Raw genomic sequence first — 12,055 nt, 5'->3', positions numbered from 1 at the left:
GCCCTTGCCACCAGCCGCGTTCGACCCCGGTGTGGAACACGCCGATCGCACCCGTCGCCGCCGCCGCAACAGCGCCCAGCGCGGGCAGGGCGCGCCCGCCGAACCGCAGCGCCACTGCCGCAATGACGATGGCCGCCATATGCGGCCAGCGTTGCCACAGGCACATCGCACAGGGCGGATAGCCCAGCGCCTGAAACAGATAGGCCCCCGCCAGCAGCGCGAACGACCCGGCACCGGCCATGAAAATCAACAGGTTGCGCGTCATAAAACCCCCAGCAATGCAAATCCGCCCAGCAACAGGACGCAGAACAGGATAAACATCAACCCAAGGCGGCGTTCGATGAAATCGCGGATCGGTTCACCGAATTTCCACAGCAGCGCCGCCACCAGAAAGAACCGCAGCGCGCGTGCCGTGATCGAAGCGAAAATAAACACCGGCAGCGATAATTGCGTGACCCCTGATGCAATCGTGATCACCTTATAGGGGAAGGGGGTCACACCGGCGACCAGCACCGCCCAGGCGCCGTAGCTGTTATAGGTGACCGCGAATTCGGCAAAGTAATCCTCTTTCCCGTAGAATTGCAGGATCTGGACGCCGACAGAATCATACAGCGCGAAACCGATGAAATAGCCCAACATTCCACCCAGAACCGAGGCGATTGTTGCCACACCCGCGATCAGAAAGGCACGCGACGGGCGCGCGATGATCATCGGGATCATCAGCACATCGGGGGGGATCGGAAAGAAGGACGATTCGATAAACGCCACCGCCGCCAGCGCCCAGAGCGCATAAGGCGTGCGCGCCAACGATATCGTCCAGTCATATAGTCCGCGCAGCATGGGTTCGCCCTGTTTGATCGCCTGCTTAGGCCATGCCCGCGCGATCCCGTCAAGGCGGTGCAAATGCGATTGACGCCGCGCTTTGGCCGGATTAGGAAGCATCCCAGTGCCGATGTGGCGGAATGGTAGACGCAGGGGATTCAAAATCCCCCGGTGGTAACATCGTGTGGGTTCGAGTCCCTCCATCGGCACCAATAGCGCCCTTCGGCGCGTATTACTCCCCAAGATGACCGATGACTTTGCCTCAGTGACGCGATGTAACACGGCGGCGTCATTTTTGTGCCATTATCTGATGTTAGCAAATCCTGAGCATAAGACCGTCCATGCGTGACAGATCCGCTTATGCGACCGGAAAGACGGGTCAGACCGCCCGGATCGCTGTGGTTCTTGCCCGGCGTCGTGAAAATGATGAAAAGGCGGGACTGCGCGTGTCCTGCCATGTTGTGAAGGCTGCCCTCTCTGGGCGTGTTTGTTGTGTAACCCCGGCGCATTTTGCGCCAAATGACTGGGAAAAGTACCCCATGCAATCGCCACATATGTCGGCCAGCCAGACGCCTCCGGACCATGATCGGGCGGGGACAAGGCCTTGTGATCTGCTTGATCTGACCGCGCCTAACCTGCGCCATGTGATCCATGATTCCGCTGACCCCGAAGCGTCCGTCGTCACCTACCTTTCAGGCGATATGCGGAGCTTTGGTCAGATCGAACAGGTCATTCCCTGCTTCACCCCCGGCACGTTGATCGCGACGCCCCTGGGCGAAAGGCCTGCGGAAACGCTGGCCATCGGCGACAGGGTCCAGACCCGCGACAATGGCGTACAAACCATCATCTGGGCCGGACAGAAGACCATGAAAACCGGGGATCTGTGCGTTACCCCCGCGATGCGCCCGGTGATGATCCGCAAGGGTGCTTTGGGTGATAACCTTCCCGAACGGGATATGGTCGTGTCGCCGAACCACCGGATGCTGGTCGTGTCCGACGCGGCCCGGCAGGTTTTCGGCGACACCGAGGTCCTGCTGCCTGCCAAACATATGACGGCGATGGCTGGGATCGAGGTGATCGACATGGCAGAGGTGACATTCCTGCACTTCATGTTCGCAAACCACGAGATCGTGCTGTCGGACGGAATATGGTCCGAATCGTTCCAGCCCAGCGATCTGTCTCTGCAGGGGATCGATGCGGGGCAGCGCGATGAATTGCTGCTGCTGTTTCCCGAATTGTCCACCAGTGCCGGCACCGCGCGATATTCCGCAGCGCGCCGCACCTTGCAGAAATCCGAATCCCTGCTGATCGCTGCCTAAGGGCCGCGCCGCCAGTCATCCCAATCTTCGGGTGTGTCCAGATCCAGCCGCGCGTGGTTGTCGGGCAGCGGGACAAGGCAGGTGCGGGCCTGATGCGCCGCGACGATGTCTGCGCCGCCGGTATCGCCTGACAGATGCGCGAATGCGGGGCGTAGGCTGGCGTCAAAGATGATCGGATGACCGGGTTTGCCACTCTGCGTGGCACCGCGCCAGATCAGGTGATCGGGCTGGCTGGCCCGCGCGGCAAACACATCTTGCAGATCATCCGTGGTGATCGCCACCAGATCGGCCAGCAGAATCATGAAGGCCGCACAATCCGGCAGACTGGCCACGGCACCACGCATCGTGGCTGACAGACCCTCTGCAGCATCGGGCACCGCGATCACACTGGCGTCAAGACCGGCGATCAGCGCGCGACGCGGATGATGCGGGGCGGGCAGGGCGACATAGGTCGGACGACCGGTCGCCTGCGCCATGCTTACCTGACGGCGCAGCAGCGGCATGCCGTCCACCTCCTGCGCCAGCTTGTCCAGCCCCCGCATCCGGCGCGACGCCCCGGCGGCAAGGATCAGGACAGGTATCGTCAGGGGATGATCCGCGTGTATTTGCTGCCTTCCAGCGTCGCGCCAAGGCGCAACCCGGTCTGGCCGAAGACCACCGCAATCACCGGCGACAGCGATGTGGTGGTTTCCGCACGCAGCATATCGGCCTGGTTGCTGACCGCGTAATCGATATTCGCGCTGGCGGCCCAGCCCGGCGATTGCCGGAACTCCATCAAGGCATCAGGGGTCATGAAAAACAGCACATAGCTGTATTGCTGCGCCCCGATCTGCAAACCGGCACTGCCTGCGGTGGCAGAATAATAATCGACTGTCGTTTCGTTGATCCGCAAGGCACCACGGCCAAACGACCCACCCAGACCCAGCCCGGCATTGGTCACCAGCGGCATGACAAGCATGCCCGCGGACCGCGACGCCAAATCGCGCGTGCCGGGGAATTCGCTATACATCTGGTTCAGCGTCGCTTCGACACGCGCATCGATCATCGCCGCACCGCTGCTGCCGATCCCGTTGTCACAAGCTGCAAGTGTTGTCACCGCCAAAGCACCAAGCGCGAAACCGCGCCGAGAGAGACTGCCCATATCATGTCCGCCTTTGTTCAAACCGGGGCGTAGACCGCCCTCATGGTTGTAACTTTACGCGATTGTGGTCGCGCTGTCACGCCCTTGGTCAGGGGCAGGCGGGAATTGCCCGCAGCAGAAGCCCCTGACCCCCGGCAGAGAATTAGTTTCTCAGCGCAAGAATGCCGACAAAGGTATCATTTCCGTCTTCAAACGCTTCTACTGCAAATCCTTCTCCGGTATCGCCAACAAAGGCACCGCTTCCCAGAACACTGACATCGAATGCGTCCATCCCAATGGGTGTCAGGCTTCCGGTAATCTGGCCTGTATACTCATTGTCACCTTTAGAGCCGGTCAGCGTATAGGCGATTGAACCTGCAATCCGTTCACCGGTGGCCCCTTCGAAGCCAATTATTGACGGGTCGTCCAACTGAAAAAAATTGTCGGCTGCGCCAGTGACGGTCTGGGTTTGAAAGTTGGCTACCATAGTTGCCGACCCGATAGCGCCGAACCTCGCAACGTCGGCGTCGTCGGCGATCAAACCCACGACCGCAATTCCGGTATAGTTGGCGGTGCCTGTCGGGAGGTTGGCGAACGCTGTTGGTTCGAGGCCATCATCATCGATATTTATGGTGCCAATGGCATCCTCAAACGCTGCCGCGCGTGAAATGAGTTGGTCGAGCGATACAACAGCGGGTTCTCCGCTGGTCGATGAACCACCACATGCGGCCAGCAGTGATACGGCGCTGCAGCCGAGAAGCACAGTAAATTTCATAAATTTTTCCCAATTTGGTTGTATTGATGCCTGGCAATTCTATGAAAAGTTGTGGCCCTAACGCAAGCGAACGACAGGGTGCCCCACCGCAACCTTACCAATGGTGCCTTCTTTGCATCATCACCAGGCAGCTAAAGTAAAACGAACTTGGCAGCAAAAAGAATGAACGCTGTGCCCCATTCGACAAGACGAATGCGCCCGTTCAGGTGCTATCGCTGCAGCACCTTCGCCGCCTCTAGCGCGAAATAGGTCAGCACCCCGTCGCAGCCTGCGCGTTTGAAGCCAAGCAGGCTTTCCATCATCACCTTTTCGCCGTCCAGCCAACCATTCTGGATCGCGGCCTGCATCATCGCATATTCACCGCTGACCTGATAGGCATAGGTCGGTACGCCGAATGTGTCCTTCACCTGACGGCAGATATCCAGATAGGGCATGCCGGGTTTGACCATCACCATATCCGCCCCTTCGGCCAGATCGCGGGCGACAAGGCGCATGGCCTCGTCCCGGTTGCCGGGGTCCATCTGATAGGTTTTCTTGTCCCCGGTCAGCGCCGCCGACGCGCCCACCGCATCGCGGAACGGGCCGTAAAAGGCCGAGGCATATTTCGCGGCATAGCTCAGGATCGTGACATCGTGATGCCCTGCACTTTCCAGCGCCATGCGGATCGCGCCGATGCGACCGTCCATCATATCCGATGGCCCAAGGATATCCGCGCCCGCATCGGCCTGCGCCAGCGCCATTTTGACCAAGGCTTCTACCGTGCGGTCATTCACGATCTCGCCGTTTTCGACAAACCCGTCGTGGCCGTTGATATTGTAAGGGTCCAGCGCGATATCGGTCATCACCGCGATATCGGGGGCGGCGTCTTTGATCGCGCGGATTGCCTGATTGGTCAGGTTGTCAGGGTCCCAGGCCATAGCGCAATCTTCCGTCCGCGCCTCCATGCCGGTATAGGGAAAGATGCAGATCGCGGGGATGCCCAATGCCTGCGCCTCGACCGCCGCCTTGGCAATCCGGTCCACGGTGCGGCGCATCACGCCGGGCATCGACGCCACGGGGGTTGCGTCATCCTTGCCATCCATCACAAAGACCGGCCAGATCAGATCATCCACGCTGAGCGTATTCTGCCGCGACAGCGCGCGCAGGGCCGGGGTCCGGCGCATCCGGCGCAGGCGGGTCACGGGGAAAGCGGGGGTGATCGGGTGCATGGCGGCGGCTTTCATTGCGGGTTTTGCATGTGGTCGCATGGATTTTCCGGCATCACAAGTCTGGGCAATCCTGTGGGCGGGCGCTAGGTTCACGATTAACGCGCATGAAATGAGAATGCCTTGACCCTGTCCGACGTGATTTTCAGCCAGATCGATTTTCGTACATTTTCCAACATCTGGTATTGGCTGGCCGTCGCCGTCACCTGGGCCAGCGTCAGCCATTGGATCATCGGCGTGCCCTTCGACATGATCTATGGCGCGCGGCGCCATGGCGGGCAGGCGATGCTGGATCTGGATCAGATCACCGCAATCAATGTGCGCCGCCTGATGACGATTGCCGGGACGCCGGGGCTGATCTTTGTCGGGCTGGTCGCGTTTTTCATCACCATGGCGGGGATGCTGGGGTTTTATTATGGGCTGGAACTGGCGCAGGGGCTGTTCCTGCTGGCCTTTCCGCTGGTCATTGTCGGCGCGTTGACGTGGCGGGCCTGTCAGCGGTTGTCAGCGGCCCCATTGACCGGCGAAGCGCTGGTCAAGGCGCTGTCCAATTTACGGTTCTGGATACAAGTCATCGCGATGACGGCGATTTTCGTGACGGCGGTTTACGGGATGTATGCCAACCTGAGCCGCATGATGGTGTTTTGACCGGTTGACACGCCGCTGGCGCAGGATATCTCGACGCAATGTCAGATCGCACACATATAACCGTCAGCGGCGCGCCCGAAGGGTTTGACGCCAGACTGATTCTCGCTGAACTGGCCAAGGGTCAGCCCGTGCTGCATGTCGCGCGCGATGACAAGAGGCTGGCGGCGTTGCAGGCCGCCCTTGCGTTCTTTGCCCCCGGCGTGCCGGTCTTTGTCTTTCCGGCCTGGGATTGTCTGCCCTATGACCGTGTGTCGCCCAATACCGATATTTCCGCCGCGCGGATGGCGACGCTGGCCGCACTTGTGCACGGCATGCCCGGTCAGTTCATCCTGCTGACGACGCTGAATGCCGCGACGCAACGCGTGCCGGCAAGGTCTGTCCTGCGCGAGGCGGCGTTCACCGCCACCGTCGGCAAACGTCTGGATGAAGGTGCCTTGCGCGCCTTTCTGGTCCGTATGGGGTTCACGCAAAGTCCCAATGTGATGGAACCGGGCGATTATGCCGTGCGCGGTGGGATCATCGACATTTTCCCGCCCGGTCAATCCGGCCCAGTGCGGCTGGACCTGTTCGGCGATGTGCTTGACGCCGCGCGCCGGTTCGATCCCGCCACCCAGCGCACGGTTGAAAAACTGTCCGAGGTGGAACTGGCCCCGGTGTCCGAGGTGATACTGGACGAGGCGGCGATCACGCGGTTCCGGCAGAATTACCGGATCGAATTCGGCGCGGCAGGGTCGGATGATCCGCTGTATGAGGCGGTCAGTGCCGGGCGCAAACATGCGGGCGTGGAACATTGGCTGGGCTTTTTCCACGACAATCTGGAAACATTGTTCGATTATCTGCCCAAGGCCACGATCACGCTGGACGATCAGACCGGCCCGCAGCGCGCGGCGCGGTGGGAATCAATTGCCGACCAATACGGCACCCGGATGCATGCGCTGACGCAAAAGGGGCGGATGGACAGCGTCTATAAGCCCGCGCCGCCGCAATTGCTGTATCTCGACGATGCGGCATGGACGCAGGCCGTGGCAGACCACCGCGTCATGCAATTCTCGCCGCATAAACAGGCCACAGGCCCCGGTGTGATCGACGCAGGCGGGCGGATGGGGCGCAGTTTCGCGCCGGAACGGCAGCAGGAAAACCTGAGCCTTTTCGGTGCTTTGGCGGGCCATATCAAGGCGCGTTCTGCATCAGGCCCGGTCATCGTTGCCTCCTATTCCGAAGGGGCGCGCGAACGACTGGAAGGGCTGATCGAGGATGAAGGGGTGGGTGAAACCATCCTCATCACCGACTTTTCCCGCATCGGCAAAACCGGTGTCTATCTTGCCGTCTGGCCTTTGGATCAAGGGTTTGAATCCCCCGGCCTGACCATGATTTCCGAACAGGATGTGTTGGGCGACCGGTTGATCCGCAGCACCAAACGCAAACGCCGCGCCGATAATTTCCTGTCCGAGGCCAACAGCCTGACCCCCGGCGATCTGGTGGTCCATGTCGATCACGGCGTCGGGCGGTTTCAGGGGATGGAGGTTGTCACGGCGCTGGGGGCCGCGCATGAATGCCTGCTGATCGAATATGCGGAAGACAGCAAACTTTACCTGCCCGTTGAAAATATTGAGCTTTTATCGAAATATGGCCATGAAACGGGCCTGCTCGACAAATTGGGCGGCGGGGCTTGGCAGGCGAAAAAGGCCAAGCTCAAGGAACGCATCCGCCAGATCGCCGAACGGCTGATCCGGGTTGCCGCCGAACGCGCCTTGCGTAAGGCACCGGTACTGGAACCCGAATCTGGCCTGTGGGACCAGTTTCTGGCCCGCTTTCCCTATGCGGAAACCGATGACCAGCTATCCGCCATCGACGATGTGCTGGGTGATCTGGAATCCGGCCAGCCGATGGACAGGCTGATCTGCGGCGATGTCGGTTTTGGCAAGACAGAGGTGGCGATCCGCGCCGCATTCGTCGCGGCCATGGCGGGTGTGCAGGTGGCGATTGTGGCCCCCACAACCCTGCTCGCGCGGCAACATTACCAAAGCTTTGCCGAACGTTTCCGGGGGTTCCCTGTCAACGTGCGGCCCTTGTCGCGGTTTGTGTCGGCCAAGGATGCCGCCCTGACCCGCGACGGGATCACCAAGGGCACGGTGGATATCGTCATTGGCACCCACGCGTTGCTGGCGAAATCGGTGCGATTCAAGAACCTTGGCCTGCTGATCATCGACGAGGAACAGAAATTCGGCGTCCAGCACAAGGAACGGCTGAAACAATTGCGCACCGATGTGCATGTGCTGACGCTGACCGCAACGCCGATCCCGCGCACCTTGCAATTGTCGCTGTCGGGCGTGCGCGATCTGTCTGTGATCGGCACACCGCCGATCGACCGTCTGGCAATCCGTACCTATGTCAGTGAGTTCGACACGATCACCGTGCGCGAGGCGTTGTTGCGCGAACATTATCGCGGCGGGCAAAGTTTCATCGTCGTCCCCCGCATCACCGATATGGACGAGATGGAAGCATTCCTGCGCGATGAGGTCCCCGAGGTCAGCTATATCAGTGCCACCGGGCAGATGGCGGCGGGCGAGCTCGACGATCGGATGAACGCTTTCTACGACGGCAAATATGACGTGCTGCTGGCGACGACCATCGTGGAATCCGGGCTCGATATCCCGACCGCCAATACGATGATCGTCTGGCGCGCGGATATGTTCGGTCTGTCGCAACTCTATCAAATCCGGGGCAGGGTGGGCCGGTCCAAGACGCGGGCCTATGCCTATCTGACCACGAAGCCACGGCAGAAACTGACCGATGCAGCGCAGAAACGACTGCGGGTGTTGGGGTCGATTGACTCGCTGGGGGCGGGGTTCACGCTGGCGTCACAAGACCTCGACATTCGTGGTGCCGGCAATTTGCTGGGCGAGGAACAATCCGGCCAGATGCGCGAAGTCGGCTATGAACTGTATCAACAGATGCTGGAGGATCAGATCACCGCGATCCGGTCCGGTCAGGCCGAAGGCATCGTAGATGACGGACAATGGGCGCCGCAGATCAATCTGGGCGTGCCGGTGCTGATCCCCGAAGATTACGTGCCTGATCTGGATGTACGCCTTGGCCTGTACCGCCGCCTGTCGAACCTGACCACCAAAGTGGAACTGGAAGGGTTCGCCGCAGAACTGATCGACCGTTTCGGTAAATTGCCGCGTGAGGTGAACACACTGATGCTGGTCGTGCGGATCAAGGCGATGTGCAAACGCGCAGGCATCAGCCAGCTTGACGCAGGGCCAAAGGGCGCGACGATCCGGTTCCACAACGACAAATTCGCATCGCCTGCGGGTCTGGTGGATTTCATCAACGACCAGCGCGGGCAGGCGAAGGTCAAGGACAACAAGATCGTCGTGCAGCGCGATTGGGCCAAGGAACGTGACAAGATTCAGGGCGCGTTCAACATCGCCCGCGATCTGGCGGGCAAACTGGCGGATGAAACAAAAAAAGCAGGGTGACCCCTGCTTTTTGTTGTTGGTGATGGTGGGTGTTTAAACCTCGCCGGGGCGCTTGATTTTCGTCGTCAGCCACATGGCAAGGGACGCCGCCACCAGCGCGCCAATTGCCATCGGCATCGGCGTGCCATCGAACATCAACGCGACAGGGGCGGCGATGATCACAGCCCCCACAGTCGACACAGCCGCGATGATCGAGGCGGCGAGGCCAGCGATATGGCCCATCTCCTCCATCGCCAATGCGTTCAGGTTGCCGATGGTCAGGCCCGCCTGAAAGAAATTGCCGGTGACCCAGATCACATAGGTCCCGAAGGCTAGCCAATAGGGCCCGTCGGCCGCCGTGATCACGATCATCGCAAGGGTCAGGAAAATCTGGATGGTCAGCATCGCCTTGATGATCGCGCGCATGCCCAGTTTCATCACCAGTTTGGCATTCAGCAGGCTGGCGCTGGCCGCGACAATCGCGATCCCACCGAACCAAAGGTGAAAATATTCGCCTTGCCCGAAGGTGATGTCGAACACCTGCTGGGTCGAGGACAGCACCACGAACAAAATCCCGAAGACCAGTGTCTGCACCGCAATCGACAGCCGTGCTGTCGGATGCGCGAACATCTGTGCCGTGGCATTCGCCAAGGCTCGGATGCTAAGCGGGCGTCGGTTTTGCGGTGTCAGCGTTTCGGGCTGACGTACAAGCAGCCACATCACGGTGATGACGGAGAACAGCATGAACGCCGCAAAGATCGCGCGCCAGCCGAAGCCGAGGATGATGAAATGGCCCAAGGTCGGAGCGAGTGCAGGGACCAGTGCAAAGACCGCCATGACAAAGGACATGATCCGCGCCATATCGCGGCCCTGATACAGATCGCGCACCAGCGCCATCGCGACAACGCGCGGACCTGCCGCCCCCAGCCCCATCAGCACGCGGGCGAACAGCATCATTTCCAGCGATTGCGCCGCCCACGCCAGCGCGCAAGCGATGACATAGACAATCGCGCCGCAGACCATGACAGGCTTGCGCCCGTAAGCATCTGACAATGGCCCGGTGAACAAGGTGCCGACACCCATGCCCAGAACGAAGCTGGTGATGATCAACTGCGCGTTGTTAAGGTTGCCGGGGCTGAGCGCTGCACCGATCTCGGGCAGGGCGGGCAGCATCGCGTCGATGGAAAAGGCGATTGTGGCGACCAGCATCGCCATCATCGCGATGAATTCGGTCTGGCCGAGCCGTTGTGTGGGGGCGATCATTCTGCGTCTCCGACCTGGGCGATGATATCGCTGATGACTTTGACCCAAAGGTCCGTGGGCTGTGCGCCCGGCACCGCATGTTGATTGGCGATAACAAAGGTGGGCACCGATGTGATCCCCATTTCGCGGCTATGCGCGTCGCGCGCGCGAATGTCGGCGGTGTCGGCGTCGGATTCGAGAAGTCTTGTCACCAATGCTGCGTCCATTTCCGCGCTGTCGGCGATATCTGCCAGCACCTCGTCGCTGCCGATATCGCGGCCATCGACGAAATACGCCTTGAACAAAAGGTCCACGACAAAGGTCTGCCGCGCCTCGATCCCGGCCCAGTGAATCAGGCGGTGGGCGTTGATCGTGTTGGGGACGATTTTCATCGCCTCGAAATTGATCGCAACGCCGGCTTTTTCGGCATGTTCGGCGACGGGCAGATAGGCTTTGGCGGCGCCGGCCTTGCTGCCGAACTTGCTTTCCATATAGATCTTCCGGTCCAACCCACCGGCAGGCATATCGGGGTTCAGCTGGAACGGATGCCATTCGATGGTAAAGGGATGATCGGGAAATTGCGCCAGGGCGTGGTCCAGATTGGCCTTGCCGATATAGCACCAGGGGCAGATCGGATCGGAAATGATGTCGAGTTTGACCATGGGTCTCTCCGGAAAATGGGCTGGATGGCGCAGCAGGATGGCGCGCGGTCTTGCCGGATGCATAAGATGCCAAAGGCCTATCCCCGCCCTGTGTCAGTTGCAAGATCGCGCGGGCCTGCGTAAAGAAATGTCATGTCCGATACCGACCCCAGAAACCTGATCCGCATTGCCCATGAAAATGGCGCAAGCAGCGTGGCCCAGCCTTTGGACCTGGGGGCGCGGGTGCGCGAATTGCGCAAGGCGCGCGACTGGACGCTGGAACAGGCGGCACGGCAAGCCGGGCTGGCACGGTCGACCCTGTCCAAGATCGAGAACGGGCAGATGTCACCCACTTATGATGCGCTGAAAAAGCTGGCGGTCGGTCTGGGGATTTCGGTGCCGCAATTGTTCACGCCGCCGTCAAAGGGGCAGGTCAATGGCCGCATGGCAATCACCCGCGACGGCGATGAAACCACACAGATCACCACCACCTATGAACATGCGCTTTTGGCCGAGGCGCTGAGCGCCAAGAAAATGCTGCCCTACCGCGCCCGTGTACGTGCCCGCCGGATGGAGGAATTCGACGGCTGGGTCCGCCATGATGGCGAGGAATTTCTGTATGTACTCACCGGGCAGATCCGGCTGTTTACCGAATTTTACGAACCGATCGACCTGAAACGCGGTGACAGCGCCTATTACGACGCGGCGATGGGGCATAACGTCGTGTCGCTCAGCCCCGAAGATGCGACGATCCTGTGGGTGACGTCACTTTCTTAACTTTCAAGGCTCCGGCGGGAGTAATTTCCGAAAAAAGAAGCT

General features: G+C 60.3%; 12 protein-coding genes and 1 tRNA gene. 5 read left to right on the top strand and 8 right to left on the bottom strand.

Going from position 1 to position 12,055, the window contains the following annotated elements:
* Positions 1–265: disulfide bond formation protein B (locus ACK4TM_RS06980; protein ID WP_409698792.1), on the bottom strand; the 265-nt coding region annotated here is incomplete at its 3' end.
* Entirely contained in the window at positions 262–840 is a 579-nt protein-coding gene (locus ACK4TM_RS06975; RefSeq protein ID WP_409698789.1) for a YqaA family protein, read from the bottom strand. The genes ACK4TM_RS06975 and ACK4TM_RS06980, both read right to left, overlap by 4 nt.
* 108 nt (positions 841–948) lie before the next feature.
* Here ACK4TM_RS06975 and ACK4TM_RS06970 point away from each other — a divergent pair.
* Together ACK4TM_RS06970 and ACK4TM_RS06965 are read left to right on the top strand one after the other, a co-directional pair.
* Positions 949–1,034: transfer RNA gene (locus ACK4TM_RS06970), tRNA-Leu, on the top strand.
* Between the two features lie 327 nt (positions 1,035–1,361).
* The gene (locus ACK4TM_RS06965; RefSeq protein WP_409698786.1) at positions 1,362–2,141 is read left to right on the top strand and encodes a Hint domain-containing protein; all 780 of its coding nucleotides are present in this window, start codon (positions 1,362–1,364) and stop codon (positions 2,139–2,141) included.
* Here the strand turns inward: ACK4TM_RS06965 and ACK4TM_RS06960 are convergent.
* The 4 genes from ACK4TM_RS06960 to hemB all read right to left on the bottom strand — a co-directional run bounded on the left by ACK4TM_RS06960 (position 2,138) and on the right by hemB (position 5,244).
* On the bottom strand, positions 2,138–2,710 hold the full coding sequence (locus ACK4TM_RS06960) for an NTP transferase domain-containing protein (protein WP_409698798.1): 573 nt from the start codon (positions 2,708–2,710) through the stop codon (positions 2,138–2,140). The two genes, ACK4TM_RS06965 and ACK4TM_RS06960, sit on opposite strands and share 4 nt — an antisense overlap.
* 14 nt (positions 2,711–2,724) lie before the next feature.
* Positions 2,725–3,282 (bottom strand): YSC84-related protein, encoded by a 558-nt coding sequence (locus ACK4TM_RS06955; RefSeq protein ID WP_409698784.1) that lies wholly within the window; start codon positions 3,280–3,282, stop codon positions 2,725–2,727.
* Between the two features lie 142 nt (positions 3,283–3,424).
* The gene (locus tag ACK4TM_RS06950; protein ID WP_409698781.1) at positions 3,425–4,036 is read right to left on the bottom strand and encodes a hypothetical protein; all 612 of its coding nucleotides are present in this window, start codon (positions 4,034–4,036) and stop codon (positions 3,425–3,427) included.
* Positions 4,037–4,245: 209 nt separating this feature from the next.
* Entirely contained in the window at positions 4,246–5,244 is a 999-nt protein-coding gene (hemB, locus tag ACK4TM_RS06945) for a porphobilinogen synthase (RefSeq protein ID WP_409698795.1), read from the bottom strand.
* Positions 5,245–5,364: 120 nt separating this feature from the next.
* On the opposite strand from hemB, the gene ACK4TM_RS06940 reads away from it, so the two are divergent.
* The gene (locus ACK4TM_RS06940) at positions 5,365–5,889 is read left to right on the top strand and encodes a hypothetical protein (protein WP_409698778.1); all 525 of its coding nucleotides are present in this window, start codon (positions 5,365–5,367) and stop codon (positions 5,887–5,889) included.
* A gap of 38 nt (positions 5,890–5,927) precedes the next feature.
* On the top strand, positions 5,928–9,374 hold the full coding sequence (gene mfd, locus ACK4TM_RS06935) for a transcription-repair coupling factor (protein ID WP_409698775.1): 3,447 nt from the start codon (positions 5,928–5,930) through the stop codon (positions 9,372–9,374).
* Positions 9,375–9,407: 33 nt separating this feature from the next.
* Here mfd and ACK4TM_RS06930 read toward each other — a convergent pair whose 3' ends face one another.
* Positions 9,408–10,616, bottom strand: a complete 1,209-nt coding sequence (locus ACK4TM_RS06930; RefSeq protein WP_409698772.1) for a multidrug effflux MFS transporter — start codon at positions 10,614–10,616, stop codon at positions 9,408–9,410.
* Complete coding sequence (locus ACK4TM_RS06925; protein ID WP_409698769.1) at positions 10,613–11,257, bottom strand: DsbA family oxidoreductase; 645 nt, start codon at positions 11,255–11,257, stop codon at positions 10,613–10,615. The genes ACK4TM_RS06930 and ACK4TM_RS06925 overlap by 4 nt, the downstream gene beginning before the upstream one ends.
* Before the next feature lie 132 nt (positions 11,258–11,389).
* Here ACK4TM_RS06925 and ACK4TM_RS06920 point away from each other — a divergent pair, with 132 nt between their 5' ends.
* On the top strand, positions 11,390–12,013 hold the full coding sequence (locus tag ACK4TM_RS06920; RefSeq protein WP_409698766.1) for a helix-turn-helix domain-containing protein: 624 nt from the start codon (positions 11,390–11,392) through the stop codon (positions 12,011–12,013).
* Positions 12,014–12,055 lie beyond the last annotated feature (42 nt).

The organism is Yoonia sp., assembly GCF_046292185.1.
In the GTDB taxonomy this organism is placed as follows: Bacteria; Pseudomonadota; Alphaproteobacteria; order Rhodobacterales; family Rhodobacteraceae; genus Yoonia.
The sequence above is the reverse complement of the archived record's forward strand: the minus strand, read 5'-3'. Positions and strand labels throughout refer to the sequence as shown.

Excerpts from the sequence above, each read along its gene's own strand:
- ACK4TM_RS06975 (WP_409698789.1), bottom strand. The coding sequence starts at position 840 with ATGCTGCGCGGACTATATGACTGGACGATATCGTTGGCGCGCACGCCT.
- hemB (WP_409698795.1), bottom strand. The coding sequence starts at position 5,244 with ATGCACCCGATCACCCCCGCTTTCCCCGTGACCCGCCTGCGCCGGATG.
- ACK4TM_RS06920 (WP_409698766.1), top strand. The coding sequence starts at position 11,390 with ATGTCCGATACCGACCCCAGAAACCTGATCCGCATTGCCCATGAAAAT.
- ACK4TM_RS06950 (WP_409698781.1), bottom strand. The coding sequence starts at position 4,036 with ATGAAATTTACTGTGCTTCTCGGCTGCAGCGCCGTATCACTGCTGGCC.
- ACK4TM_RS06965 (WP_409698786.1), top strand. The coding sequence starts at position 1,362 with ATGCAATCGCCACATATGTCGGCCAGCCAGACGCCTCCGGACCATGAT.
- ACK4TM_RS06955 (WP_409698784.1), bottom strand. The coding sequence starts at position 3,282 with ATGGGCAGTCTCTCTCGGCGCGGTTTCGCGCTTGGTGCTTTGGCGGTG.
- ACK4TM_RS06930 (WP_409698772.1), bottom strand. The coding sequence starts at position 10,616 with ATGATCGCCCCCACACAACGGCTCGGCCAGACCGAATTCATCGCGATG.
- ACK4TM_RS06925 (WP_409698769.1), bottom strand. The coding sequence starts at position 11,257 with ATGGTCAAACTCGACATCATTTCCGATCCGATCTGCCCCTGGTGCTAT.
- mfd (WP_409698775.1), top strand. The coding sequence starts at position 5,928 with ATGTCAGATCGCACACATATAACCGTCAGCGGCGCGCCCGAAGGGTTT.